Origin of the sequence: Janthinobacterium paucivorans, assembly GCF_051380805.1 — a bacterium.
GTDB lineage: Bacteria > Pseudomonadota > Gammaproteobacteria > Burkholderiales > Burkholderiaceae_D > Janthinobacterium > Janthinobacterium lividum_D.
In genome coordinates this window covers 1-26351 of sequence record NZ_JBNYXR010000026.1, presented here as the reverse complement: position 1 = coordinate 26351, position 26351 = coordinate 1, and the positions used below count along the sequence as shown (strand labels likewise).

The 26351-nt window shown below is 61.2% G+C and carries 27 protein-coding genes and 1 riboswitch; of the genes, 12 read left to right on the top strand and 15 right to left on the bottom strand.

What is annotated here, in order from left to right:
* Positions 1 to 61 precede the first annotated feature (61 nt).
* From ACQ4V8_RS21475 to alr, 3 genes are all read right to left on the bottom strand, one after another.
* On the bottom strand, positions 62 to 382 hold the full coding sequence (locus ACQ4V8_RS21475; RefSeq protein WP_436572153.1) for a PilZ domain-containing protein: 321 nt from the start codon (positions 380 to 382) through the stop codon (positions 62 to 64).
* A 131-nt stretch (positions 383 to 513) separates the two neighbouring features.
* Positions 514 to 1890 (bottom strand): DNA repair protein RadA, encoded by a 1377-nt coding sequence (gene radA, locus ACQ4V8_RS21470; protein ID WP_010399606.1) that lies wholly within the window; start codon positions 1888 to 1890, stop codon positions 514 to 516.
* A gap of 80 nt (positions 1891 to 1970) precedes the next feature.
* Complete coding sequence (gene alr, locus ACQ4V8_RS21465; RefSeq protein ID WP_070346810.1) at positions 1971 to 3065, bottom strand: alanine racemase; 1095 nt, start codon at positions 3063 to 3065, stop codon at positions 1971 to 1973.
* Between the two features lie 267 nt (positions 3066 to 3332).
* On the opposite strand from alr, the gene lplT reads away from it, so the two are divergent.
* Complete coding sequence (gene lplT / locus ACQ4V8_RS21460) at positions 3333 to 4595, top strand: lysophospholipid transporter LplT (RefSeq protein WP_010399611.1); 1263 nt, start codon at positions 3333 to 3335, stop codon at positions 4593 to 4595.
* A gap of 88 nt (positions 4596 to 4683) precedes the next feature.
* On the opposite strand, the gene ACQ4V8_RS21455 is transcribed toward lplT, so the two are convergent.
* Genes ACQ4V8_RS21455 through tsaB form a run of 4 tightly spaced genes read right to left on the bottom strand, consistent with a single transcriptional unit; the run spans position 4684 to position 7742 of the window.
* Complete coding sequence (locus ACQ4V8_RS21455; RefSeq protein ID WP_436572152.1) at positions 4684 to 5628, bottom strand: DUF1853 family protein; 945 nt, start codon at positions 5626 to 5628, stop codon at positions 4684 to 4686.
* The gene (locus tag ACQ4V8_RS21450) at positions 5615 to 6502 is read right to left on the bottom strand and encodes a uracil-DNA glycosylase (protein ID WP_436572151.1); all 888 of its coding nucleotides are present in this window, start codon (positions 6500 to 6502) and stop codon (positions 5615 to 5617) included. The genes ACQ4V8_RS21455 and ACQ4V8_RS21450 overlap by 14 nt, the downstream gene beginning before the upstream one ends.
* Positions 6503 to 6510: 8 nt before the next feature.
* A complete protein-coding gene (rimI, locus tag ACQ4V8_RS21445; RefSeq protein ID WP_010399616.1) occupies positions 6511 to 7020 on the bottom strand; it encodes a ribosomal protein S18-alanine N-acetyltransferase in 510 nt (169 codons plus the stop codon).
* Complete coding sequence (tsaB, locus tag ACQ4V8_RS21440; RefSeq protein WP_043462325.1) at positions 7017 to 7742, bottom strand: tRNA (adenosine(37)-N6)-threonylcarbamoyltransferase complex dimerization subunit type 1 TsaB; 726 nt, start codon at positions 7740 to 7742, stop codon at positions 7017 to 7019. Before tsaB ends, rimI begins: the two co-directional genes overlap by 4 nt.
* Before the next feature lie 235 nt (positions 7743 to 7977).
* On the opposite strand from tsaB, the gene dapC reads away from it, so the two are divergent.
* The 6 genes from dapC (at position 7978) to ACQ4V8_RS21410 (ending at position 15001) form a co-directional block, all read left to right on the top strand.
* The gene (gene dapC, locus ACQ4V8_RS21435; RefSeq protein ID WP_436572150.1) at positions 7978 to 9222 is read left to right on the top strand and encodes a succinyldiaminopimelate transaminase; all 1245 of its coding nucleotides are present in this window, start codon (positions 7978 to 7980) and stop codon (positions 9220 to 9222) included.
* 13 nt (positions 9223 to 9235) lie between these two features.
* Positions 9236 to 10063, top strand: coding sequence for a 2,3,4,5-tetrahydropyridine-2,6-dicarboxylate N-succinyltransferase (gene dapD, locus ACQ4V8_RS21430; protein ID WP_010399621.1), 828 nt, complete (start codon positions 9236 to 9238; stop codon positions 10061 to 10063).
* Between the two features lie 323 nt (positions 10064 to 10386).
* Positions 10387 to 10740 carry an ArsC family reductase gene (locus tag ACQ4V8_RS21425; RefSeq protein WP_010399623.1) on the top strand — a complete coding sequence of 118 codons (354 nt, stop codon included), beginning with the start codon at positions 10387 to 10389 and terminating at the stop codon, positions 10738 to 10740.
* Positions 10741 to 10815: 75 nt separating this feature from the next.
* Entirely contained in the window at positions 10816 to 11952 is a 1137-nt protein-coding gene (gene dapE / locus ACQ4V8_RS21420) for a succinyl-diaminopimelate desuccinylase (protein ID WP_280721017.1), read from the top strand.
* Between the two features lie 56 nt (positions 11953 to 12008).
* Positions 12009 to 12899, top strand: coding sequence for a 50S ribosomal protein L3 N(5)-glutamine methyltransferase (gene prmB / locus ACQ4V8_RS21415; protein WP_010399626.1), 891 nt, complete (start codon positions 12009 to 12011; stop codon positions 12897 to 12899).
* A gap of 104 nt (positions 12900 to 13003) precedes the next feature.
* A complete protein-coding gene (locus tag ACQ4V8_RS21410; protein WP_010399627.1) occupies positions 13004 to 15001 on the top strand; it encodes an ATP-binding cassette domain-containing protein in 1998 nt (665 codons plus the stop codon).
* A gap of 39 nt (positions 15002 to 15040) precedes the next feature.
* Here ACQ4V8_RS21410 and ACQ4V8_RS21405 read toward each other — a convergent pair whose 3' ends face one another.
* Entirely contained in the window at positions 15041 to 15529 is a 489-nt protein-coding gene (locus ACQ4V8_RS21405) for a chemotaxis protein CheW (protein ID WP_010399628.1), read from the bottom strand.
* A gap of 195 nt (positions 15530 to 15724) precedes the next feature.
* Between ACQ4V8_RS21405 and arfB the strand changes: the two genes are divergently transcribed.
* Positions 15725 to 16123 (top strand): alternative ribosome rescue aminoacyl-tRNA hydrolase ArfB, encoded by a 399-nt coding sequence (arfB, locus tag ACQ4V8_RS21400; RefSeq protein ID WP_010399629.1) that lies wholly within the window; start codon positions 15725 to 15727, stop codon positions 16121 to 16123.
* A 273-nt stretch (positions 16124 to 16396) separates the two neighbouring features.
* Here arfB and ACQ4V8_RS21395 read toward each other — a convergent pair whose 3' ends face one another.
* Positions 16397 to 16822 (bottom strand): hypothetical protein, encoded by a 426-nt coding sequence (locus ACQ4V8_RS21395; RefSeq protein ID WP_436572149.1) that lies wholly within the window; start codon positions 16820 to 16822, stop codon positions 16397 to 16399.
* 231 nt (positions 16823 to 17053) lie between these two features.
* Here ACQ4V8_RS21395 and ompR point away from each other — a divergent pair, with 231 nt between their 5' ends.
* Together ompR and ACQ4V8_RS21385 are read left to right on the top strand one after the other, a co-directional pair.
* Complete coding sequence (gene ompR / locus ACQ4V8_RS21390; protein ID WP_010399632.1) at positions 17054 to 17788, top strand: osmolarity response regulator transcription factor OmpR; 735 nt, start codon at positions 17054 to 17056, stop codon at positions 17786 to 17788.
* Positions 17789 to 17801: 13 nt separating this feature from the next.
* The gene (locus ACQ4V8_RS21385) at positions 17802 to 19160 is read left to right on the top strand and encodes a sensor histidine kinase family protein (RefSeq protein ID WP_010399634.1); all 1359 of its coding nucleotides are present in this window, start codon (positions 17802 to 17804) and stop codon (positions 19158 to 19160) included.
* A gap of 136 nt (positions 19161 to 19296) precedes the next feature.
* Here ACQ4V8_RS21385 and ACQ4V8_RS21380 read toward each other — a convergent pair whose 3' ends face one another.
* Both ACQ4V8_RS21380 and ACQ4V8_RS21375 read right to left on the bottom strand, forming a co-directional pair.
* Entirely contained in the window at positions 19297 to 19779 is a 483-nt protein-coding gene (locus ACQ4V8_RS21380) for an Imm26 family immunity protein (protein ID WP_043462333.1), read from the bottom strand.
* Positions 19780 to 19872: 93 nt separating this feature from the next.
* On the bottom strand, positions 19873 to 20178 hold the full coding sequence (locus ACQ4V8_RS21375) for a ferritin family protein (protein WP_043462336.1): 306 nt from the start codon (positions 20176 to 20178) through the stop codon (positions 19873 to 19875).
* Here ACQ4V8_RS21375 and ACQ4V8_RS21370 point away from each other — a divergent pair.
* Positions 20177 to 20314, top strand: coding sequence for a hypothetical protein (locus tag ACQ4V8_RS21370; RefSeq protein WP_208760763.1), 138 nt, complete (start codon positions 20177 to 20179; stop codon positions 20312 to 20314). The two genes, ACQ4V8_RS21375 and ACQ4V8_RS21370, sit on opposite strands and share 2 nt — an antisense overlap.
* A 79-nt stretch (positions 20315 to 20393) precedes the next feature.
* A riboswitch (TPP riboswitch) is annotated at positions 20394 to 20491 on the top strand.
* A gap of 85 nt (positions 20492 to 20576) precedes the next feature.
* The gene (locus ACQ4V8_RS21365; protein WP_436572148.1) at positions 20577 to 22721 is read left to right on the top strand and encodes a TonB-dependent siderophore receptor; all 2145 of its coding nucleotides are present in this window, start codon (positions 20577 to 20579) and stop codon (positions 22719 to 22721) included.
* A gap of 18 nt (positions 22722 to 22739) precedes the next feature.
* On the opposite strand, the gene ACQ4V8_RS21360 is transcribed toward ACQ4V8_RS21365, so the two are convergent.
* From ACQ4V8_RS21360 to ACQ4V8_RS21345, 4 genes are all read right to left on the bottom strand, one after another.
* Positions 22740 to 23297, bottom strand: coding sequence for an AAA family ATPase (locus tag ACQ4V8_RS21360; protein ID WP_010399644.1), 558 nt, complete (start codon positions 23295 to 23297; stop codon positions 22740 to 22742).
* Complete coding sequence (gene pnuC, locus ACQ4V8_RS21355; RefSeq protein WP_010399647.1) at positions 23297 to 23908, bottom strand: nicotinamide riboside transporter PnuC; 612 nt, start codon at positions 23906 to 23908, stop codon at positions 23297 to 23299. The genes ACQ4V8_RS21360 and pnuC overlap by 1 nt, the downstream gene beginning before the upstream one ends.
* A 131-nt stretch (positions 23909 to 24039) precedes the next feature.
* The gene (locus ACQ4V8_RS21350; RefSeq protein WP_010399648.1) at positions 24040 to 24579 is read right to left on the bottom strand and encodes a DUF2867 domain-containing protein; all 540 of its coding nucleotides are present in this window, start codon (positions 24577 to 24579) and stop codon (positions 24040 to 24042) included.
* Between the two features lie 154 nt (positions 24580 to 24733).
* The gene (locus ACQ4V8_RS21345) at positions 24734 to 26224 is read right to left on the bottom strand and encodes a tetratricopeptide repeat protein (RefSeq protein WP_436572147.1); all 1491 of its coding nucleotides are present in this window, start codon (positions 26222 to 26224) and stop codon (positions 24734 to 24736) included.
* Between the last annotated feature and the right edge of the window lie 127 nt (positions 26225 to 26351).

Genomic DNA, 26351 nt, shown 5'->3' with positions numbered 1-26351 from the left:
GGCTACAAAGCCATATGCACCATTTTAGCGCATTGCGCATGCCACACGCCAAGGGCGCGCCTCAGCGCATAAATTTCGCGATGGCGCTGCTGACAGCCATGTCCAGTTGCTGGAAAGTAAATCCGACCTTGAAACCTGCACTGCTGAAAATGCAGTGCGAGACGGACACGCGCGCCTCGATGATGTGCGCCGAGCCATCGTAAAACAACTCGAACAACACCTTGCCCTGCTTGCCTGTCGGCACCGGATCAGAGATGATGGCGACCATGCCGCCCGGCCCCACATCAAGGGTGCGGGCCGCTACAGGACCCGCGCCATCCATGACCAACATTGCCTTAGCACGCAAAATCTTGCGTGCGCCCTGCCTTTGCTCAACTGACACCGTATTCCGCTTCTCTATCCATGCATTACCGATGCGGACTCGCGAGACGAATCCATCGGACTGATATTATAGATCTAAACGGAAATTCTGTTTTACTTGCGCTAAAATTGACATTTAAACCACGCCAACACTTACTCCAGGTCGCGCAACTTATTGAACGCTTCGTCGATGCGCTCGACGCCGATGACCTTGATGCCTTCGATGGCTTGCTTGGGCAGGTTGGACTTGGGCACGACGGCCAGGGTAAAGCCCAGCTTGGCCGCTTCGCGCAAGCGTTCCTGGCCGCGTGGCGCGGGACGGATTTCACCGGCCAGACCCACTTCGCCAAATACCACGAGGCCGCGCGGCAAGGGTTTGTTGCGCATCGACGAGTTAATCGCCAGCAACACGGCCAAGTCGGCCGCCGGCTCGGTGATCTTCACGCCACCGACGGCATTGATAAAGACATCCTGGTCGAAGGCGGCGATGCCAGCATGGCGGTGCGCCACGGCCAGCAGCATGGCCAGGCGGTTCTGCTCCAGGCCGACGGACAGCCGGCGCGCATTCGGCAGATGGCTGGTATCGACCAGGGCCTGGATTTCCACCAACAAGGGGCGCGTGCCTTCCTGCGTCACCATCACGCAGGAACCCGGCACCTGATTGTCATGCTGCGACAGAAACAGGGCAGACGGGTTCGACACGCCTTTCAAACCCTTTTCTGTCATGGCGAACACACCGAGTTCATTGACGGCGCCGAAACGGTTCTTGATGGCACGCACCAGGCGGAAGCTGGAATGGGCGTCACCCTCGAAATACAGCACCGTGTCGACGATGTGTTCAAGCACGCGCGGACCGGCCAGCGCACCCTCTTTCGTCACGTGGCCCACCAAAATGATGGTCACACCGGTCTGCTTGGCCGCGCGCGTCAGCTGCGCCGCGCATTCGCGCACTTGCGCCACGGAACCGGGCGCCGAGCTGAGCGCGTCAGAATACACGGTCTGGATGGAGTCGATCACCACCACTTCCGGCTTCAAGTCGTTCAAGGTAGAGAGGATCTTCTCCAGCTGGATCTCGGCCTGCAACTTGAGTTCCTTGGCGTCGATGACGAGGCGCTTGGCGCGCAGGGCGATCTGGGCGCCGGATTCCTCGCCACTGACATACAGCACGCGCTTGTGGTGCGACATATTGGCCAGCGCCTGCAGCAGCAGGGTCGACTTGCCAATGCCCGGGTCGCCGCCGATCAGCACCACGCCGCCCGCCACCATGCCGCCGCCCAGCACGCGGTCGAATTCCTCGATGCCCGTGCCGAAACGGGGCACGTCGATGGCGTCGATATCGTCCAGCGACAGCACGGGCGCCGTCTGCGCCAGCGCCATGTGCTGCGGGTTCGAATAGCGGTTGTTGCCAGCCGTCTCGGGCACGGTTTCCACCATGGTATTCCACTGATTGCACGAGGTGCATTGCCCCATCCATTTATTGCTGCTGGCGCCGCAATCGCTGCACGTGTAGATGGTCTTGACTTTTGCCATGGTGTATTGTGCTCGGGTAAAGTGAAACAGCTGGTTATATATACAGTAGAATCATAGTATAACCAATTCGCCGCTCGCGGTCACGCCTCGTTCACTGGTACGCGGGGCGCCAGTGCACACATCAGCTCGTAGCCGATGGTGCCGGCGGCCATGGCCACCTCGTCGATCGGCATGCCTTGCCCCCACAAGGTCACGCTGCTGCCAACGCGCGCGCCGGGCACGTGCGTCAAGTCCACCATCAACATGTCCATCGAGACCCGGCCGATGAGTCCCGTGCGCACGCCGTCGACCAGCACGGGCGTGCCATCGGGCGCATGGCGCGGATAGCCATCGGCATAGCCGCAGGCCACCACACCCACCCGGGTCTTGCCGGCCGCTTCGTAGCCGCTGCCATAGCCCACCACTGCGCCAGCGTCGATATCCTGGATGCCGATGATGCTGCTGCGCAAGGTCATGGTGGGCAGCAAACCCAAGGCCTGCGCCGCCGCGCCGCCGGGCGTAGCACCATACAGCATGATGCCGGGGCGCACCCAATCGCTGTCCAGATGGTGCAGCAGCATGGCGGCCGAATTGCACAGGCTGCGCGGCAAGACCGTGCCCATGCTGACCGTAGCGATGCTGGCCACCCCGGCCTCGAAACGCGACATCTGCTGGGCCAGCGGCAAGCGCGTGGCCGCCGCCGCGTCCGCGTTGGCAAAATGCGTGATCAGGGTAATCGTGCCGATATGCGCCATGGCGCGCAGGCGCGCGTATGCGGCGGCCACAGTGTGCGGCGTAAAGCCCAGGCGGTTCATGCCCGTATTCATCTTCAGGTGCACATCGATGGCGTGCGGCAGGCGCGCCGCTGCCAGCAGAGCGATCTGTTCTTCGCAATGCACGCTGCCATTGAGCTGGTACTGCGCCATGACGGGTAAATCGCTGGCATCGAAAAAGCCTTCCAGCAGCAAGATGGGCTTGGTCCAACCCAGTTCACGCAAGCGCACGGCGTAATCGAGCTCGACCAGCGCCAGGCCATCGGCGTCGGCAAACCCGCGCATGGCCCGCTCCAGGCCGTGACCATAGGCATTCGCCTTGACGACGGCCCACACTTTGGCGCCACGGGCGCAGGCACGCGCACGCGCCAGGTTCTGTTGCATGGCATCAAGATGGATGGTAGCGATGAGGGGCCTGGGCATATGCGTGGTTCACGGCAAGTGGGAAAGCCCTATTTTACCGGATGGGTTTGATGCGGGCCGGCAAGCCTGCACGGCCGATGAGCGCGACGCTTCTCGATACTCGCCCAAGACAGCAGGTATAAAATGTTCACATGTGATGTATTTTTCCACCGCACAAAAATTATGCTTCGCTTAGGCAAGACTATGCAAAGCAGCCCCGTCCAAACTTGGGGTTTGCCGTTTTTTCGTGGTATAAAGCAAGCCAGATATGATTTCAGGCAATCCAGAATGAATCGTGGTTTTTATACCATCATGGCGGCGCAGTTCTTTTCCTCGCTGGCAGATAACGCCCTCTTTTTTGTCGCCGTCGATTTATTGGTGTCCATGCAATCTCCGGCGTGGATCACACCGCTGCTGAAACTGTCGTTCGTGCTGTTTTACGTGCTGTTGGCCGCTTTTGTCGGCGCCTTCGCCGATGCACTGCCGAAAGGCAAGGTCATGTTCATCGCCAACATGGTCAAAATTTTCGGCTGCGCCCTCGTCTTCTTTCACGTCCACCCGCTGCTGGCCTATGCCGTCGTCGGTTTCGGTGCGGCCGTGTACTCGCCCGCCAAATACGGCATCTTGACGGAACTGCTGCCGCCGGAAAAGCTGGTAGCAGCGAATGGCTGGATCGAAGGCTTGACCGTCACTTCCATCATCCTCGGCACCGTCATGGGCGGCGCGCTTGTTAGCGGCCACATGTCCGGCATACTGCTGTCGTTCGATTTTCCGCTCGTCGATACCAGCATCAACACCAAAACGGAAGCGGCCCTGTGCGTGGTAGTGGGCATCTACGTGCTGGCGACCCTGGCCAACCTGAAGATTCCTGACACGGGCTGCGTGTATGCGCACCAGGAACGCAATCCTATCAAACTGATCACCGATTTTGCCAATTGCTATTCCATCTTGTGGAAAGACAAGCTGGGCCAGATCACGCTGGCCGTGACAACCCTGTTCTGGGGCGCTGGCGCAACCTTGCAGCTGATCGTGCTGGAATGGGCCAAGCAATCGCTGAACATGCCTTTCGACAAGGCGACCAGCCTGGTGGGCGTGGTGGCCATCGGCGTGGCCGCCGGCGCCGTACTGTCGGCACGCTTCGTTCCGCTGCGCAAATCGCTGACCGTCATTCCGCTCGGTATCGCCATGGGCGTGATCGTCATGATGATGACGCAGGTACACTCCGTGTGGATCGCCTACCCGCTGCTGATACTGATCGGCGCCCTGTCGGGCTTTTTCGTCGTGCCCATGAATGCCCTGCTGCAACATCGCGGCCACGTCCTGATGAGCGCAGGCCACTCCATCGCGGTGCAGAACTTCAATGAAAACCTGTCGATTCTTACCATGCTGGCCATGTACTCGATCATGATACGCCTGCACCTGCCACTCAATATCATCATCACCCTGTTCGGCCTGTTCGTCGCCGGCACCATGTACATGATCATGCGCAGACACAAGCTGAATCAACTGGAACACGACAATCTTTCTTTGATCGGCGAGCATAAACACTAATTTTGGGGTCAGACGGGGACGCCGGGTCCCGGCGAGGGAATGTATCCCAATGGAATACATTCCGATCGCAAAGCGACTGACCCCAGCATTACGCTGGCAGCGTGCCTGCCAGCCGCCGCGCGGCAGCCTGCTGCGTCCAGTCATGCGGCACGACAAAACCGCGCGTGCGCTCCACTTCCCAGCCGTCCACATGCTCCACCGTGGCCACCATCACCGCTTGCGCCAAATCACCGAACTGCAAGCGCAAGGCATCGCGTTCCAGCACGTCCACGCCCTGCCCCTTGAACGGCGCCAGCCATTGTAGTCGCGGCAGCACGACATAGCGTTGCTGCGGCAATTGAGCAGGCGTGCACCAGAAGCCATGTCCATGTTCCTGAGAAATTCCATCCATGCCGGGCGCCGTGTCCGGCGCATAAAACAGCCAGCCCTTGACCAGCGCCTGCGCCGCCCGCACGGGCTGCGCCAGCAGGCTTTGCGCGGCCGGATGGCGTGACAAAGCTAGTTGCTTGTCAATAATCTTGCGCATTTTCAATCCCAGGGTATCGGCCAGGTTAGGGCCGATCAAGTGATTGAACACGCCAGGATCGGGCGCGCCTTCGAGCAGGTAGAACTTGGTGGCAAATTCCCAATGCAGCAAGTCGCTGCCGTCACGCAGCAAGAAATCGAACTCGCCCACCGTGTCGTTGCGGTTGACCTGCACCTGCAAGCCATGCGCCTGCAAGACGCCTTGTTGCTCGAAATAAAAGGCCAGCAGCTTTTCAGCGTACAGGCCCAGACGGGAATAAAATTTGGCGCCCAGCGCTGCATCGAGCGGCGATGGCTCATCTTGCAGCGCTGCGAGCCAGGCGGCAACCGAGGGCGTGACGGCTGCGAGGCTGGCGATGCGCCCGCCCCAGTGGGGGCAGGCCGGGTCGAGCAAGTCGGGCGAGTCGAGCAGCCAGGCCAGCGCGCGCACGCGGGGGTGCGTCAAATGCCCCCAGCGGCGTTCGAAGCGGGCCTGGAAGGTGCCGCCGGCCGCGTCAGCCGCCGGCATGCGTGCTTTTCGCCAGGCACAGGTCGGCCCAGGCCCGCGCCTTGGCCTTGCCCGTCTCGTCCTGCAGCAGCATTTCCGGGTGGAAGGTGGCGACGACGGCGGCATTGCCCAACTGGCGTACCTTGCCGCGCACGGGTTTTTCGCCCGGATTGATGCCGGCGGCAGCCATCGAACCCAGGGTGACGATGGTGCGCGGCTGCAGCAGGGCCAGTTCGCGCTCGAAATACGGGCGACAGGCGGCGGACTCCGATTCGGTAGGCAAGCGCTCCTGGCCCGTCTCGTCGAGCGGACGGCATTTCAGCAAGTGCGTGATGTACACCTCGCTGTCCGCATCGACCTCGATGGCCTTGAGCATATTGTCCAGCAGTTTTCCTTGCTCGCCCGGCAAGGCGCGCCCTTCGCGCTCTTCCGCGCGGGACGGGCTGCTGGCCAGCATCAGCCAGGCACCCTGGCGCTCGCCACGGCCCATGACGACGCCCTTGCGCGTCTGGCACAAATCGCAGCGCGCACACTTGGCCACGGCCGCCGTCAAGCCATCCCAGTCGAGCGCGGCAATCTCGGCATCGCTCAGCTGTTTGGCCGGCGGCGGCGCAGGCGCATCGTCGAACCAGGCCGTGTCGTCGGACGTGGCGGCAGGCTCTGGTGTCACGGCCACAGCAGCGGCAACAGCAACGACAACGGACGATTCTGCGTTCAGCTCGGCAACTACCTCGCTGACAGCCTCGAAGGCGTCGAGCACGGTTGGCGCTACGGCGACACCGCTCGCCACGCCAGCCTCGGCGACGACGTCAACGCGCTGCGGCGCCGCGCCCTGGCGCAAGCGCCACAGGGGACCGACGCCCATTTCATCGAGGAAAACGGCGCTGCGACTCATAAGGCGACTCATAAGGCATAACGCATCACGATGGCGTCCTCACGTTGCGAGTTGCTGGCCGGATAGTATCCCTTGCGCCGGCCGATCTGTTCAAATCCATAGCGCTGGTAAATATCGAGCGCGCGCACGTTCGACGGGCGCACTTCCAGCAGCATCGATTCCATGCCCAGCTGGCGCGCGCAGGCGCAGGACTGGTTCAGCAGGAAACGGCCCAGACCCTGGCCCTGGATGGCGCCTTCGACGGCCACGTTGAGCAAGTGCGCTTCATCGACCACCAGCATCAGCAGAAAATAGCCTAGCAGGGTGCCATCGACATCGCGCAGCACCCAGGCCGGATAGCCGCTGTTGAGCGAATCGATAAAGTTGCCATGCGTCCAAGGATGCGGATACACGCGCTGCTCCAGCGCCAGCACCTCCAACAGGTCCGCTTCGAGCATAGGCTGATAGTCGAGACGCAGCAAGTCCCAGCCTGCCGCACTGTCGTCCTGCGTCACTGCGTCCTTGCCCTCCTGCATCATTGCGCCGACTCCGTAGCGGCCTTGGCCTGTTGCATCTCGTGCCGCTCCGCGCTCGTGTAGGCGATCTTATTGCGCAAGTATAAAGGCTGCGCCTCGGCCGCCGTCACGGCATGACCGGCCGCAAAGGCGATGCGCGCCAGCTGCGCCACCTGCACGGCGTGCGGCATGATGGCGGCATCGGCGGTGGCGGCGCATGGCAGCGCGGCCAAGGCGTCGGCGTAGGCGCCAAAGCCGTTGCCGCAGCCGATGACGTCGCCTTGCGGCGCCACGCCGGCTGGCGCGCTCAGGGCTGGTGGCAGGACAAGCTGCAAGCCATCCTGGTAGGCATATTGCGCCCAGTACACTTCGCCCATGCGGGCGTCGAGCACGCTCACGATGCGCTGCGCGCCATGCTGCTGGTGGCACGCCAGCGCCATGGCGTCAAGTGTCACGATGGGCACGACTGGCAGCTTGGCGCCATAGGCCAAGCCTTGCGCGATGCCGCAAGCGGTGCGCACGCCGGTAAACGAGCCGGGGCCGGAACCGTAGGCGATGGCGTCGACGTCGGTCAGGGTCAGGCCTGCTTCGGCCAGCAATTCCTGCAACATAGGCAGAATCGACTGGGAATGCGTGCGCACGCCCGACGAGGCACGGGACAGGACCATATCGCCGCGCAACAGGGCGCATGAGGCGAGTTCGGACGAAGTTTCAATAGCAAGTAAGGTGGGAAGTAAGATAGGCATGGCGTATTTTACCTTGCCACGCCATGGCGCGGCACTCCCCCGCTGCCCCATGCCGGCAGCAGCCGTGCACCAGCAGGGCAACGATCAGGCCGATACCGCTAATACGGCTTGCACAGCGGGGCCGCGAGGACGGCTATAATAAAAGACGCAGCTCATTATTTGACCGGCATCCAGTCTGCCGTGCCAAGCAATCGCTTAGCGACATCGTTTTTCCACCCTTGCCTTGGTCCGCTCCGTGAATCCACTTCTTGCTAAACTGCAACCATATCCATTTGAAAAGCTGCGCCAACTGTTTGCCGGCGTGACGGTCAACCCCGAGTATGCGCCCATCAGCCTGGGCATGGGCGAACCCAAGCACCCGACGCCAGCGTTCATCGAGCAGGCGCTGGTCGACAATATCCACGGTCTGGCCAGTTATCCGACCACCATCGGTTCGGAAGCCTTGCGCAGCGCCATCGCCGGCTGGCTGGAACGCCGTTACGACATCCCCAAGCTCAATCCTGGCACGCAGATCCTGCCCGTGAACGGTTCGCGCGAGGCGCTGTTTGCGCTGGCGCAAACGGTCATCGATCCAGCGGCCGGTTCGCTGGTGATCAGCCCCAATCCGTTTTACCAGATCTATGAGGGCGCGGCCTACCTGGCCGGCGCCGAGCCGTATTTCGTCAACTCTGACCCCGCGCGTAATTTCGGCTGCGACTACGACAGCGTGCCGACCAGTGTGTGGGAAAAGGTCAAGCTGCTGTTCCTGTGTTCGCCGGGCAACCCGACGGGGGCCGTGCTGACCCTGACGGACTGGGAGCATTTGTTCGCCCTGTCCGAGCGCTATGATTTCGTCATCGCCGCCGACGAGTGCTATTCCGAGATCTACCATACCGACACGCCCCCGCTGGGCGCGCTGCAGGCGGCGCACATGTTGGGCCTGTCCACCATCGAGCGTCCGTATGCGCGCCTGGTGGTCTTTTCCAGCCTGTCGAAACGCTCGAACGTGCCGGGCATGCGCTCGGGCTTCGTCGCCGGCGACGCGCAAATACTGAAAAAATTCCTGCTCTACCGAACCTACCACGGCGGCGCCATGAGCCCTGCCGTGCAGGCGGCCTCCGTCGCGGCCTGGAACGACGAAACCCATGTCGAGGAAAATCGCGCCAAGTACCGCGCCAAGTTCGACGCCATCACGCCGCTGCTGCAAGCGGTGATGGACGTGCAATTGCCGGACGCCGGCTTCTACCTGTGGGCCGACGTCAGCCGCACGGGACTGTCCGACACCGAATTCGCGCAACGCCTGTACGCCGAATATAACGTGACGGTATTGCCTGGTAGCTACCTGGCGCGCGACGCGCACGGCATCAACCCGGGCCGCAACCGCATCCGCATGGCCCTGGTGGCCGAAACAGCCGAAGGGCTGGAAGCGGCACTGCGCATAGTAAAATTCTGCCAGCAGCTTTCCGCATCCGCATCAACCCCCGCATTAACCAATACATAAACAAGACATCATCATGAGCCAACAACTGCAAAACATCATCGACCAAGCCTGGGAAAACCGCGCCGAGATCAATCCGGGCAATGGCACGGCCGAACTGCGCGACGCCGTGTCCCACGTCATCAATGGCCTGGACAATGGCAGCATCCGCGTGGCGGAAAAAACCTCGGGCGACTGGGTTGTCAACCAGTGGGTCAAGAAAGCCGTGCTGCTGTCGTTCCGCCTGGAAGACAACGTCGTCCTGCCGTCCGACGGCACGATGCAGTTCTACGACAAGGTACCGACCAAGTTCGCCAACTACACCGCCGAAGACTTCGCCAAGGGCGGTTTCCGGGTAGTGCCGCCAGCGGTTGCCCGCCGCGGCAGCTTCATCGCCAAAAACGTCGTGCTGATGCCGTCCTACGTCAACATCGGCGCTTACGTCGATGAAGGCGCCATGGTCGACACCTGGGCCACGGTCGGCTCCTGCGCGCAGATCGGCAAGAACGTCCACCTGTCCGGCGGCGTCGGCATCGGCGGCGTGCTCGAACCGATGCAAGCGAACCCGACCATTATCGAAGACAATTGCTTCATCGGCGCCCGTTCGGAAATCGTCGAAGGCGTGATCGTCGAAGAAAACTCGGTCATCTCGATGGGCGTCTACATCGGCCAGTCGACCAAGATCTACGACCGCGCCACGGGCGAAGTGACGTATGGCCGCGTGCCAGCCGGTTCCGTCGTGGTGTCGGGCAACCTGCCTTCGGAAGACGGCAAGTACTCGCTGTACTGCGCCGTGATCGTCAAGCGCGTGGATGCAAAAACCCGCGCAAAAACAGGCATCAACGAACTGCTGCGCGGTATCTAATTACTGCGCCGCGAGGCGCACGTAGCCCCCTGAATGTCCCGCCCCGGCGGGACATTTCATTTCAGCAGCACGCATTCAATCGCCGCGCTGTCCTTCCTGTCCGGCTTCGGGCGGGCGCGGCGCGCGTGCCGGACTGTCCGTGCTTCGGCCCGCCAGCATCAGGCAAGACGGCGCCATGGCCTGCGCAGGGTCATCACGGGGCCGTGTTGCAGCGCCGCATCGACTGCCGCATCGACTGTATAATGGTGGCTAACACCGCAAAGCGTGCCAGCGCAAGCACCGCGATCAAGCGTAGCGCATTGACTCCCCTTAGCCCGACCACTATGACCATTACACTCTACGGTATCCCCAATTGCGATACCGTCAAAAAGGCCCGCACCTGGCTGGCCGCGCAGCAAATCGACTTTACCTTCCACGACTTCAAGAAACAAGGCCTGGAACGCGCCAGCGTCGAAGCGTGGCTGCAGCAATTGCCGTGGGATGTGCTGATCAACAAGAAAGGCACGACCTGGCGCGCCCTGTCCGACGAGCGCAAGGCCGCTACCGTCGACGCTGCCAGCGCCCTGGAACTGATGCTGGAAAACCCATCCATCATCAAACGCCCCGTGCTGGATAAGGATGGCCAGTTCAGCGTGGCGTTTTCCGATGCACAATACTCAGCCATTTTCGGGCTGTAATTTTTTCTGACAACAGAACCACCCTACACCTGAAATGCTGGGGTCGCGCCCAAGAGTACGACCCAACCCTACACCATGACCACCTCCAAAACCCTCGCCCTGACCGAAAAACTGCTGGCCCTGTCTTCGGTCACACCCGATGACAAAGGCTGCCAGCAGCACCTGATCGAACTTCTCACGCCACTGGGCTTTGTCTGCGAGACGATACAGTCGAACGGCGTCACCAATCTGTGGGCGCGCCGTGGCACGACCTCCCCCGTGTTCGTCTTTGCCGGCCATACGGACGTGGTGCCTAGCGGCCCCGTCGAGCAATGGCGTTCGCAGCCCTTCATCCCCACCCAGCGCGACGGCAAGCTGTACGGCCGTGGCGCGGCCGACATGAAGACCTCGATCGCCGCCATGGTGATCGCTTGCGAGGAATTCATCGCCGCCACGCCCGAGCACACGGGTTCCATCGCCTTCCTGATCACCAGCGACGAGGAAGGTCCGGCCACGGATGGCACCGTTATCGTCTGCAACAAATTGAAGGAACGCGGCGAGCAAATCGACTATTGCCTGGTGGGCGAGCCGACGTCGAGCGCACAACTGGGCGACATGATCAAGAACGGCCGCCGCGGTTCGCTGTCGGGCCGGCTGACGATCAAGGGCGTGCAAGGCCATATCGCCTACCCGCACCTGGCAAAAAACCCGATCCACGAAGCGGCGCAGGCGCTGGCCGACCTGGTCGAGGAAAAGTGGGATGCGGGCAACGAGTACTACCTGCCAACGTCGTGGCAAATGTCCAATATCAACGCGGGCACGGGTGCCAATAACGTGATTCCGGGCGGCATGGTGATCGATTTCAATTTCCGCTTTTCAACTGCCAGCACGGCGCAAAGCCTGCAGGAGCGCGTGCACGCCATCCTCGACCAGCATGACTTGCAATACGATTTGCAGTGGACCCTGAACGGCCTACCCTTCCTCACGCCGCGCGGTACCCTCTCCGATGCGCTGTCGTGCGCAATTCACGCGGAAACGGGCATGGTGACGCAGTTGTCGACCACGGGCGGCACCTCGGATGGCCGGTTTATCGCGCAAATCTGCCCCCAAGTGATAGAATTCGGGCCGCCCAATGCCAGTATTCACAAGATCGACGAGCATATCGAACTGCGTCACATCGATCCTCTGAAGAATATTTACCGGCGTACGCTGGAGCATTTGCTGCCCGCCTGAAGCAGAATACCGAGGCCCGTCACGGCGGGCCAGAACACCGTCTTTTCGAGAATGCCATGAACCCGAACCCGTTTTCCACGCCACGCGACCTGCTGCGCTACGCCGTTACCCGTTTTAATACCGCCAAGCTGTTTTTCGGCCACGGCAGCGCCGAAGCGTTCGACGAGGCAGCCTATTTGATCTTGCACACCTTGAAGTTACCGCTCGACAAGCTCGAACCGTTCCTCGACGCCAAGCTGCTGCCATCGGAAATCGCCAGCGTAATGGCAGTCATCGACCGTCGCAGCATCGACCGCGTGCCAGCTGCCTACATCACCAAGGAAGGCTGGCTGGGCACGTATAACTTCTACGTCGACGAGCGCGTGATCGTGCCGCGTTCCTTCATCGCCGAGCTGATCCCTGAATATTTCTCGCCATGGGTGACGGAACCGGAAGCCGTGGAAAACATCCTGGAACTGTGCACCGGCTCGGGCTGCCTTTCGATCATGATGGCCGACGCCTTCCCGAACGCCAGCGTGGACGCCGTGGACATTTCCGCCGACGCCCTGGCCGTGGCCAAGCGCAACGTCGACACGTATAAACTGCAAGAGCGCGTCACGCTGATCGAATCGGACCTGTACGCCAATGTGCCGGTCAAGAAATATGATTTAATCATCAGCAACCCGCCGTATGTCAATTCCGCGTCGATGGGCGCCCTGCCCCAGGAATACCTGGCCGAACCGCAAATCGCCCTCGACGGCGGCAGCGATGGCATGGACCTGGTGCGCAAGATCATCGCCGGCGCAGCCGAGCGCCTGACGGACGACGGCATCCTGATGATAGAAATCGGCAACGAACGCGCATATGCGGAAGCGGCCTTCGGCGAGCTGGGCCTGACCTGGCTGACGACGAGCGCTGGCGACGACATGGTATTTCTGCTGACGGCCGAGCAGCTCAAGCTGGGTTAATTGACAAACGCACGACCTCACTCAACCCAACAGCAAATGCCGGGGTCGCACCCTCAGGGTACGACCCCAGGTTTGCGCCTTTGGGTTAAAACACAAAGAAAAAAATGATACGTTTCCTACAAGTAAGCCTGATGCGCGGCATCAAACCGTTGCTCGAACAAGTCGATGTCACGCTCAACCCGGGCGACAAGATCGGCCTGATCGGCGCCAATGGCGCGGGCAAATCGAGCCTGTTCGCCATGATGCGTGGCGAATTGCACCCTGACCAGGGCGAGATCGATTTCCCGGCCAAATGGCGCGTGGCTTACGTGGCGCAGGAAACGCCGCCACTGGACCGTGCCGCGCTCGACTACGCGATCGATGGCGACGCCACCTTGCGCAAACTGGAAGCTGAACTGGCGCATCTTGAGTCGCAAGCAGAAAGCACGGAAAACGGCATCGCCATCGGCAATATGTACAGCGCGCTGGCCGATGCCGACGCCTACACGGTGCAGTCGCGCGGCGAGCAATTGCTGCTGGGCCTGGGCTTTACGCTGGACCAGATGCAGCAACCGGTGGCAAGTTTTTCCGGCGGCTGGCGCATGCGTTTGAACCTGGCGCAGGCACTGATGTGCCCATCCGACCTGCTGCTGCTCGATGAACCGACCAACCACTTGGATCTGGACGCCATCATCTGGCTGGAAGACTGGCTCAAGCGCTACGCCGGCACCTTGCTGATCATTTCCCATGACCGCGACTTCCTCGATGAAGTCGTCAACGTGGTCGTGCATATCGACGAGCGCAAGCTAAAGCGCTACTCGGGCAACTACTCGAGCTTCGAGCGCCAACGCGCGGCGCAGATGATCCTGGCCGCCGGCGCGCTGGAAAAGCAGCAGCGCAAGCGTGCCCATTTGGAATCGTTCGTCAACCGCTTCAAGGCGCAAGCGTCAAAAGCGCGTCAGGCGCAAAGCCGCATGAAGGCGCTGGCGAAGATGGAAGAACTGGCGCCCTTGCGCGCTGCCGCCGAATTCTCGTTCGAATTTCGCGAGCCTTTGAGCGCACCGAATCCATTGATGGTGATGGAAGACGTCGATGCGGGCTACAAGATCGAGAACGAAGCGACGGGCGAAATCACGCACAAAACCATCGTCAACGGCATCAAGTTTTCGCTGCAGATCGGCCAGCGCATCGGCCTCTTGGGCCAGAACGGCGCCGGCAAGTCGACCCTGATCAAGACCATCGCGGGCGAACTGATGCCTTTGAACGGCGACGCCACCATGGGCAAGGGCTTGAACATCGGCTACTTCGCCCAGCACCAGGTGGAAATGCTGCGCCACGACGAATCGCCGCTGTGGCATCTGGCCAAGATCGCCCCCACCGTGCGCGAGCAGGAACTGCGCAACTTCCTGGGCGGTTTCAACTTCCCCGGCAACATGGTCACCGCGTCGATCGCGCCATTCTCGGGCGGCGAAAAAGCCCGTCTGGCACTGGCCCTGATCGTCTGGCAGCGTCCGAATTTGCTGCTGCTCGATGAACCGACCAACCATCTGGATCTGGAAACGCGCGAAGCGCTGACGGAAGCGCTGGCACAGTTCGAAGGCACCCTGGTCGTCGTTTCGCATGATCGCCATTTGCTGCGCGCCACCACCGATGAATTCATCATCGTTGCCGACGGCAAGCTGCAGCCGTTCGACGGCGACCTGGACGACTACAAGGATTGGTTGTTCAAGACTAAGCTGGGCAAAGGCACCGACGTGCTGCCGGCTGCCGGCAAGGCCAACAAGACCGATTTTCCGGTGACTTCTGCCATACCTTCACCGGTAGCGGCCGCCCCTGCTGCACCCGTGCGCGACAAGCGCCAGGAAGCGGAAGAGCGCCAGAAGGCAGCCGCCTTGCGCAAGCCGATCGAAAACAAGATCAAGCGCCAGGAAGAGCAGATCGCCAAGCGCAACGCGCAAAAGGCGGAAACGGAAGCCAAGCTGGGCGAACCGACCATCTATGACGCGGCCAACAAGGCCAAGCTGAAGCAGTTGCTGGCTGACCAGACCTTCTTCACCAAGGATCTGGCGCAACTGGAAGCGGAATGGCTCGATTTGCAGGATCAGCTGGAAAAGCTCGGCTAACTAAGTAACGATAAAAGACGACTCCCGGGTCGTCTTTTTTTAGGCTGCCTGCATGGGGCCGGGGCTGCGGATCGCCATCAGGCGGTCGATGTCGACAAGGATCAGCCGGCGCCCGGCCAGCGTGGCCAAGCCCAGCAGGTATTCGGCTTCCGCTGCGCCCAGATCAGGCACGGCGGCGATGTCGGCCGGGGCCAGGCTGACGATATCGGTCACGCCATCGACCACCATGCCCACCACGCCATTGCTCAACTGCAGGATGATCACGTCGGTGGATGGATCGGGTGCGTCCCCGGTACTGTCAAACGCGGCGCGCATATCGACGATGGGGATGATCATGCCACGCGAGAGAGCCACGTTGTGCAGCACTTCGCCTTCCGAGGAAAAACGCTCGAGCTCCTTGAGCGGACGCAATTCGCGCACGCAGCGGTAATCGAGGCCGTATTCCAGGCCGCCCGAGTGGAAACTCAGGTATTGCACGGTACTGCGTTGCGCCGTTGCTGTGGCGCCAGGCGTCGTCGTGGGCTGCATGATGATCCTTTCATCGGGTAAGCGCTGCCAGGATGCGCAGTGGCGCAACGTTGGCCCCATGCTAACGAGCATCGGCGCACACGGCGTTGAGAATCATCAACTTTCCAGGAAGACATCATCGGCCGATCGCCCCAGCCTTGCGCCGGCGCAGCCATCTTCCCTTACAATAGATGATTGTTTTTCCACAGGCAGGCCATGCAACACCTTGTCAATCGCGCTGAAGTTGAATTTTCCGCCATCCGCGCCCAGGGCCCGGGCGGGCAGAACGTCAATAAGGTTTCCAGCGCCATCCATTTACGCTTTCCCATTGCCGCCTCGTCGCTACCGGAAGCGTACAAGGAACGCCTGCTGGCCTTGCGCGACAGCCGCATCAGCAAGGATGGCGTGCTGGTGCTCAAGGCGCAGCAATCGCGCAGCCAGGAACAGAACAAGGAAGAAGCCTTGCGCCGGCTGCAGGACATCATCGACAGCGTAACCTTCCTGCCCGCCGTGCGCCGCGCCACCAAGCCCACGCGTAGCTCGCAACGGCGGCGCCTCGACAGCAAGAACACGCACGGCATGCTGAAACAATCGCGCGGCAAGGTCAGCGACTGATCCAGCCGGCCACCGGCTCGTCAAACGCGCGACGGGCCAGCGCCTTGCCATCTGCGTCAGCCGATAGTGCTGCAAAGTAAATCCTCGCGCAGGCCTTGCCTCCCAGCGTCACACATTGAACGATTTGACTCAATGGAGCAGGATAAAAACAGTAGGACACAAGCACGCGGCGCGGCGATGTGCCTGACGCAGCAAGAATGGCGGCGTGCGGCGTCCAGATGCAAACAGGGCCATCCCTTGCGAGATGGCCCTGCCTGATGCGGTGCCCGTAACCTAGCGGCGCGGCGGATTCGAGTAAATATCCTGCCCTACTTCATTGATCTGGCGGCGCAGGTCGCGGCGCTCGTCGGGCGTCAAGCGGCCCGTGCGGCGCGAGGCGTCGGCGCCTTCGCTGGCGCGGCGCTGCTCTTCGGCACGCGTGTCGAAACTGCGTGCGTCGCGCTGTTCGCGCAGTCGCGTATCGTTGTTGCTGTTACTATTGCTAGTGCTGCGCTGTCCCTGATCATAGCGCTGGACCTGCACTTGCGGCGGGTCGTCACGGCGCGGCGGCTGGTTTTGCGCCAGCGCCATGCTGGCGAAAAAGACGGAAAAAACGGCAACTGCGGATACCACAGTCGTACGTGCGGCCGTAGGTGCGGCCGTAGGTGCGGCAATAGCTGCGCTGGGAGCGGCGTGAATTTTTTTAGTAAAGATATTCATTGAGTTCCTCTTCCGCGATGCCGTATAAGCTTAAAGCTGATTTCCACTGTGGCCCCAGTGTATGATGCTTTACACGGTGCAGTAAGAGTAATTGGGTAAAGTTTGTAACACTTTGTAATGGGTTGCCATACACCCTTGTCGGCACCGCGCGAGGCGTTACTATAGCAACTAATATAAGATAATACGACACCCTAAATGACCACAACCTCCACTTCCGGCAGTAATACAACAATGCAATCGATCCACGGCCACCAGGCGAAGATCATGGTCGTCGATGACGACGTGCGCCTGCGCGATCTGCTGCGTCGCTACCTGACCGAACAGGGTTTCAATGTCTTCACGGCAGAAAGCGCGACGGCCATGAACAAATTGTGGCTACGCGAACGCTACGACTTGCTGGTGCTCGATTTGATGCTGCCCGGCGAAGACGGCCTGTCGATCTGCCGCCGCCTGCGTGGCGCGGGTGACCAGACACCGATCATCATGCTGACGGCCAAAGGCGAAGATGTGGACCGCATCGTGGGCCTGGAAATGGGCGCCGACGACTACCTGCCGAAACCGTTCAACCCGCGCGAACTGGTGGCCCGCATCGGCGCGGTGCTGCGTCGCAAGGGTCCCGATGAAATCCCGGGCGCGCCGTCGGAAACGCCGCAAACCTTCGAGTTTGGCCACTTCGTGCTGGACCTGGGCACGCGCACCCTGAAAAAGAGCGGCGAAACGGTGCCCCTGACGACGGGCGAATTTTCCGTGCTGAAGGTATTTGCCCGTCATGCGCGCCAGCCGCTGTCGCGCGAGAAACTGATGGAACTGGCGCGCGGCCGCGAATACGAAGTATTTGACCGCAGCCTGGACGTGCAAATCTCGCGCTTGCGCAAGCTGATCGAACCCGATCCGTCGAGCCCGCTGTTCATCCAGACCGTGTGGGGCCTGGGCTACGTCTTCATCCCGGACGGACAGCCGCGCTGATCGCAGGCAAGGCATGATGAAGCTTGTTCCCGATATCAGCCTGGCGCGGCTGAAAAGCGGCCTGTTCTGGCGCACCTTTTTGCTGCTCGGCACCTTGACCACGGTCAGCATGATCACCTGGATCGGCATGATTTCCGTCATCCAGCGCGAGCCGCAAGCGCAGCAGATTTCCGCCCAGATCATTTCCGTCGTCACCATCACGCATGCGGCACTGACGCACTCGGCGCCCGAGTTGCGGCGCGAGCTGCTGTTCGACCTCGTCAGCAATGAAGGCATCCGCATCTTCTCGCTGGAAGAGGACGACCGCATCGAGCCGCCGCCCGACAATTACCTGATGCCCGAGATCGAGGCGCAGGTGAAAGCCAAACTGGGCAAGGACACGCGCTTTTCCGCGCGCGTCAACGGCGTAGCCGGTTTCTGGGTCAGCTTCAAGATCGACGATGACGAATACTGGCTGATGCTGGACCGCGAGCGCCTGCGCGGCCTGACGGGCTTCCAGTGGCTGGGCTGGGCCAGCCTGGTGTCCTTGCTGTCTCTGCTGGGCGCGGCCATTATTTCGAGCCTGATCAATTTACCGCTGTCACGTTTGACGGCGGCCGCGCGCGATATCGCCAAGGGCAAGCAGCCGGCGCTGCTGCCGGAAAAAGGCCCGATCGAAATCATCGAGGCGAACCGCAGCTTCAACCAGATGGTCGATGATTTGAAGCAGGTAGAATCGGACCGCGCCGTGATCCTGGCCGGTATTTCGCACGATTTGCGCACGCCGCTGGCGCGCATGCAACTGGAAGTGGAAATGGCCAACCTGTCGGACGAGGCGCGCCTGGGCATCCAGTCCGATATCGGCCAGATGGACGCCATCATCGGCCAGTTCCTCGACTACGCCAGGCCGACGGAAGCGTCGAGCTTCACGGACGTGGACCTCAGCGGTTTACTGAGCGACATGACGCGCGAAGCGATGCGCCTGCCGGACGTGAGCATCCATGCCAGCATCGCCGAAGGCGCGCATGCGATGGGCAATCCTACCGACTTGCGCCGCGTGCTGAACAACCTGATCGAGAATGCCCGCCGCTATGGCAAGTCGCCAGGCAGCGACCTGACGGAAATCGACATTGCCTGCCATGTGCGCACCAGCCACGGCGTGAAAAAGGTGATTATCGAGGTTCAAGACCACGGCACGGGCGTACCGGCCGAGAAGATCGAGCAACTGATGAAACCGTTCACCCGCCTCGACACGGCGCGCGGACAAGCCAATGGCGCCGGCCTGGGCCTGGCCATCGTCGAGCGCGTGCTGCAGCGCCATGGCGCCGAATTGCAGGTACGCAACCGCGAAGGCGGCGGCCTGGCGTTTCAGATCAGCTTGCCAGCGGCGTAAAAAAATAATCGGGCCTGCTCACTCCGGTGTTTGCGCCAGCGGTGCAGGCGATGTAGGTCGGATTAGCGGGAACCGCGTAATCCGACAAGAACAGCCAACAATGTTGTCGGATTACGGCCTTACGGCCTCATCCGGCCTACGCTGCCGACGCCGCTTCCTGCACCAGCACTTTATTCATCAGCAATTCCGTTGCCCCGTAACCGTACAGGGAATCGCTTTCCATGCCCGGCGTATCGAAGGGAATCGATTCTTCACGGTCCAGCTTGGCAGGGTCGGCGTCGGCATAACTGGCGCGCCAGGCGCGCTGCAATGAGGCATTACGGCGGATAAAGGCCGGCATAGGCCAGGCCTCGCGCTCCCAGTGGCGGCTGTCGCCCAGCAAGGGCCAGCGCGCGTTAAGGATGGCCATATCGCCCGTGCGCAAGCGGCGCACGGCATGTTCCGGGCGCAAATCTTCCAATTCTTCCAGTACAGGCAAGCGGTCGCGCTTCGGCCCGAACATATACGCCAGCATGATGCGCCCGGCAGGCGCCCGGCGCGCTACCACGCCGGCGGCATAGCCGCCGCCAGGCAAGGGTACGGCAAACCAGCTGCCTTCTCGGTATGGCAATGATCTCATCGTTGCAAACTCTTCCAAAATCGTGTTCGGCACACAGTCTACGCGAAGCACCGCGCATGTGGCGCATGGTACGCCACAGCGACAACGCAATCGTTACCCTATGTTCTCGTCATAGTGATACTGAGCAACGATCGGCCCCGCCTTGAACAGCGCCTCCTTCATGGCCGCGTCCAGGCGCGCATCGCGGCGACGCATCCACTCGAGCAGCATGGCCGCTTCCTTGCGACTGGTGTCGCCCGCATGCGCGAGCACGCGACGCAGTTCCGGGTCCGTGCACGCCTCGAAGCGCTGGCTGTTCAAGTCCAGTGCCTGTAGCGCGGCGATGGTGGCGCCGATGGCGCGGTGCATATCGAGTGCCGTGGCAGGCAAGCCCGATTCTTCCAGTGGGACGGTGGTCATGCGCATTCCTTTTCGCGTGGTGGTAACATCGGCTGCATTCTCCGCCTCGCGGGCGAAAAGCTCAAGCGTCCACGACGCGTTTCCAGCCGCGCACCACGATTTCCTGCTGACCATCGACGACGGCAAGGTGCGCTAACTGCGTTTGTAAATTCGCGCCACACTGTTGTAAAACGCTCAGCCAGATGGGACAGCAGGCCGTGCTTCATGCTAAGCTGTCACCTCGCTAGGGGTCCTGGAGCAGTCATCCGGGTGAGAGATACCCTTCGTACCTGATCTGGATAATGCCAGCGAAGGAAAGCGCAAAGTACCTCCCTCCTTTGATAGCTCCTGCGTTGGCGCCAGCCTAACAAGCAGCCTGCCGTACTCTCCCGAGAGTCGGCTTGAACCACGAGCAATCTATGTCCACACCGAATTTATCCGTTTCCGTCCTGACCCTGGCCATCGTGCAGGCGTTTGCCGCGCCAGCGCTGGCAGCGCCTGACACCGCCGACGCACAGGCCGATACGCCAAGCATGGCCGAAGTCATCGTCACGGCCAACAAGGCGCCGGCCGCCAAGCGCGCTTCCGTGGGCGGCTTTTCCGACGCACCGCTGCTACAAACGCCGGCGTCCGTCACCGTCATTGCGCAAAAAGACATGCAGGACTTGCAGATACGTAATCTGAGCGACGCCGTCAAGCTCGACGCCAGCATCAACGACGCCTACAACGCCGTCGGCTATGCGGAACAGTTCACCATCCGCGGCTTCAAGCTCGATAACAATTCCAGCTACCGCAAGGATGGCATGGCCATTCCTGGCGACACGCAAATTGCGCTGGAAAACAAGGAGCGCATCGAAGTGCTGAAAGGCCTGGCCGGCTTGCAGGCGGGCGTGGCCGCGCCCGGCGGCGTGATCGACTTCATCGTCAAGCGCCCCACCGCTTCGCCACTGCGCACGGTCACCGTGGAAACGCGCGAGCGCGGCACCCTGTACGGCGCCGTCGACCTGGGCGGTCGCCTGGAAGACACGCGCTTCGGCTACCGTGTCAACGTGGCGGCCGAGCGCCTGCGCTCCTACATCAAGGGCGCCGATGGCAACCGTAAATTCATTTCTGGCGCCTTCGACTGGCAGATATCGCCACAGGCGCTGCTGCAGCTCGATGCCGACTACCAGGACAAGGCGCAGGCAACAGCGCCCGGCTTCCAGCTGCTGAACAATAAAACCTTGCCAACGGGCATCAGCGCCAATGCCATGCTCAACTTGCAGCCATGGACGCGCCCCGTGGAAACCGTCACCACCAACATCGGCCTGCGCTTCCAGTACGCGTTCAATGACGACTGGAATGCCACCCTGTCGGCCAACCAGCACGCGTTCAAGCGCGATGACTACACGGCCTTCCCGTATGGCTGCAGCGGACAGGACCTGTACCCTGGCTTCTGCGGCAATGGCGACTACGACGTGTATGACTACCGCAGCCCGGGCGAAACGAAAAAGCCGCTGAGCGCGCAAGCCATGATCGAGGGCAAGTTCGCCACCGGTAGCCTGCGCCATGCATTCACGGCCGGCGTCTCGACCTTCCGCCGCAAGGACCGCGCCGGCCTGTACGTGTACGACTGGGTGGGCGTGAGCAACATCTATCAGCCGCAAATCGTCGGCACCTCGCCCGGCGTCACGGGTCCTGTGCGCCTGGTGCGCAAGGATACGGAAAACTCCGTCTTCGTGCAGGACATCATCAGTCTGACGCCGAACTGGAAACTGCATGGGGGCTTGCGTCATATCAATGTCGATGGCTACCAGTATGTGCTGAAGGCCGACACAGAAATTCGCGCCAAGCACGACTTCCTGCTGCCCAATGTATCGCTGGTCTATACGCCGCTCGACAATGTCTCCGTGTATGCGGCCTATTCGCAGGGCATGGAACATGGTGGCACGGCCGACCGCAAGGCAATGAATGCCAACGAAGAGCTGACGCCGAGCCGCTCGAAGCAGATTGAATTGGGCGTGAAGATGGATGTGACGCCCGACTTCATGCTGGCGGCCAGCCTGTTCCAGATCCGCAAGGGCCTGGAATTCCAAAACGCTGCACGCTATTTCGTGCGTGAAGGCCAGGCGCAGCACCGGGGCCTGGAATTATCTGCGCAAGGCAAGGCTGGCCGCGACCTGAACCTCGGCGTCTCGCTCACGGCCCTGAACAGCCAGCAGTCAGGCACGGGCAATGCGGATCTCGACGGCAAGCGCGTGCCCAATGTGCCCGCCTTGAAGGCGGCCGTGCATGCGGATTACGCCGTGCAACAGGTGGCGGGCTTGAGCGTCAATGGCAGCTGGGAATATGCGGGCAAGAAAGCGTTTGAATACAACAACACGACTTTCGTGCCCTCGTACCATGTGTTCAACCTGGGCGCCGCCTACGCCACGCGCATCGCCGGCACACGCGCCGTGCTGCGCGCCGCCGTCAACAACGTGGCCGACAAGTTCTACTGGCGCGACGTGACGCCGGAATCGGATGGCTATCTGTATCCGGGCGCCAGCCGCACGTTCAAGGTCTCGGCACAGTTCGACTTTTAAACACCTAAGCAAAGTTTGTTAGGTGTTGTAAGGAAAAGCAATGGCAGGCGCTGCAGCAAGCGCCTGCCGCAGCAGGGGCGCCGCCTGGTCCAGGCGCGCCTCCAGGTTGTCGTGCAAGACGTGGTAGACGATGCCACGCGCGTCGAGCGCATTGAGCAGGTAGCGGTAGATCAATTGACGCACGGCTTCCGACTCGCGCTGCAAGCCATCGGCCACCCACGGGCTATCGGGCGCCGTCACCAGGGTCACGTCGTACTGCGTGGCATCAGCCAGCGCCGCCAGTTGCGCGTCCGCACCATCAAAATAATGGCGGCTGTAGACGGCCGTCATCAGCGGCGTCGTATCGCAAAACAGGAAGTCGCGCGCCTGCGGGGCGGCTGCCGCTTCGCGTTCGATTTGCGTTCGAGCAATACCAAACTGATCGGCCGCGAGGGGCACCCTGCCCTGCATTTCGACAAATTCGCGCAAGTATTCCGGCACCCAGACTGTGCCGTAGCGCGCAGCCAGGGCGGCCGCCAGGGTAGACTTGCCCGACGATTCCGCTCCCAGGATCGCCACGCGCACGCAAGGCCGCATCACTTGAGGACCATGGCATCGGGCGCGGCCGGTGCCGACTTTTTCCACGCCAGCAAGCCGATGATGGCCATCACCACGAAGAAGGCGTACAGCACGGCTGTCAGGGTCAAGCCCTTGTGCAGGTACAGCCAGACATACAGCACGTCGACGATGATCCAGGCAATCCAGTTTTCGAGCTTTTTGCGCGACAGCAGCAATTGTCCCACCAGGCTACCGGCCGTGAGGAAACCGTCCGCTTGGGGCACGTCCGTGTCTGTCGTCGTCAACAGCCATGCAATGAGCAGGAAACCGATCAGCCAACCTGCCGCGCAGGCCAGCCAGCCGCGGCCATCGAGGCGCGTGACGGGCAAGATCTTGCCGCCGCTGGCCGGATGCAGCCACTGATACCAGCCCCAGAACGAGACGCTGATGAACAGCAGTTGCAAGGCCATGTCGCCATACAGGCGCGAGTCGAAAAAGACGAATCCGTAAGCGGCCGAGGAAATGATGGCGAACAGCCACGCCCAGTGATTCTGGCGGATGTTGAGCGCAACGGTTGTCAGTGCCAGGACAAAGGAAATCAGTTCAAGCGGCGTGGTGGCAAAACCCAGCAGGAGAAGCGTATCGTTCATGGGAATCTTGATGAGGCTGGTGGTGCAGTATGCAATACCGGCCATGAATAAGCAAGATTGCCGGCAGCGTCACGCTGCTGCGTGCGCAGCCCTTTAGAGGGTTGCGGGGGCGCGCAGGGCCTGCGGGGGCCTCAGGCCAAGCCTGCGTTGACGGCGCGCGCCAGCGAACGCTGCACAATCAGCTTGTGGAAGGGCCGGATTAGCATAATGTAGGCGCGCCCCACCCGATTATGGCAATGCACGACGCTAGTCACGGTCACGCTGCCGAACTGTTGCTGCCCCGCATGCCGGTTGCGCAGCAGCGACAAACGGAAATCGAGGTGGCTGTCATCCTCGCCCACGATGATCTCGTCGTCACTGACGGCGTAGATGCGAAAGATGCCGATGCGCTTGCCTGGCGTCGCTTCCATCTGCCTGGCGGTCTTGATGCCGAAGCGCGCCACGATAGCGTCGCGCAACACCATCAGGCTCTGTGCCCAGCCCGGCTGGCTGCCCAGCAACTGGCGCGCCAGGCTTTCCATGTCGAGCACGCGGGCGCGCGCGTTCGAAAGGTCGACGGCGTAGGCATCTGCCAAGTTGCTGCCCGGGTACAAGGGGGCGATGCTGGCGCCAGGCGGCAAGGCCACGGCACGAACGGCCGTGTTGCGCACCATCTTGTTCAGCTCTAGCATGGGCACTCCATATGCTCAGTGAGGACACGGCCATCATACACAACAAAGTCAATAGCGATCACATCGCATTCGCCCTGGCCGCACCCATTCACTACCGGCTGATGTTCGAGCACCAAGACGTGCGCCAGTTGTGTTCCATCGCTTCCGCGCCGCCCTATCCGAGATCAGGAAGGGATATATCCATCAAATGCCAGGTCACGTCGTCGTCAGGCAAATCGAGCAACCAGTCGCGGCGCGGTTGCGGGAAAAGTGCGCCTTGGGTCAGCCAAGCCTGGCGCCAGTACTGGTTGACGATGGCCTGCAGCGGATGGTCGGGCGCTACCCACGGTTGCCAGACGCCGCTGACCGGACAGGCTTGCCCGCAAGCACAGCTCAACCATGGCTCAGGCCGCGCCACTTCGCGCAGCAAACCGCGCGCTGCGCGCGGCTCCACGGCGCCTTGGTTGTGCCGTATCGTCAGGCACTGTTCCCACGTCACGCTGCCGTAACGACTCTTGCCAGCGGCATCGAGCACGCTGAAATAGCGGAACTCTTCGCCTTTGCGAAACAGCCGGGCCGGCTCCGTCAAACCTTGCCCACCGGCAGGTTGCCAGTATGCGGAAAATGGCGCAGTCGGTGCGTCGCTGGGCAAGCCAACAGGGAGCAGCGCATAGTCGGCAGCCAGGAAATACGGTTCTTGCAACAGCGAGGCGGCGCTTGGCTGCGCGATGGCTGGCGGTGGGCGCACGCCCATGGCGGCGTCGAGCAAGCTTTTTCGTTGACCATCCCACGGCGGCAGATCGGCCGGTGGTAATGGCAAGATTTTATCGAGGTTGGGAAAGCGGCGATTGGGGTTGAAGCCGAGGGCGTCACCTAACATTCCATAGCGTAAGCCTCGAGCCTTATCGATGTGCGGAGCAAACATATTGGCTAAATCAAAGGGATGGTCAAATTCTATTTGCAATGCGTTAGCGCAATTTTCACAACCAAATTTGACACCCTCATGCAATACTTTTAGGGCGCGCGCTTTTGTTTCAGGGGTACCGCTCCCATTTGAGGTCCCATCAGATGACCTTAAAACCACATATAAATAATGCAAATCAAATGCGGCTTGGCCATAGCCTTGTGCAAGCGCGCACTCAAGCATTTTGGTCGCTACAGGAATGTTGCCCCACATATCAATACCAGGGTGATCCTCTCCAGCAGTCAATTTTTCGCCGAGAAACCCCAATGCCTGCGGGTTACCCATTTGCGCTGCCTTTTGCCAGAAGGCATAAGCGCGGGTAATGTCGCCGTTGACGCCCGTGCTGTTCGCAAAATACGTGCCCATCCGATCATAGGCCGCAGGTATGCCGAGTCGCATCGCCTTTTCCACCAGTTGCACCGCTTCTTCCTCACCATACAAAGGGTCGCGCCCTTCCACATACAGACTGGCCAGATTAAGCATCGCCTTCCAGTGCAATCGCTCTGCCGCTTGACGCGTCAGAGCGACAATTTTTATGTAATCGCGGTCTTCCACGGCGATTTCAGGATCTTCCATGGCGCGCGCTTCGAGGAACCAGTCCTCGGCTTGCGCATCGATGGGCGGCACCTTGTTCGCCTCGATTTCACAGATAAAATCCGCGACATGCGGATCGAAAAGCGGCAGGCTTTGCTTACGTGGCAAGACTTCTTCTGTAAGCGTAAAGCCAGCGCCGTCTTGAGCCCGGCAATGAATTAGAAGATGATGGCATCACACCGCTGGGAAGCGGCGTGTTTTTAAGCCGAGGGAAGCGGCGTGGCGCAGTTCCAGG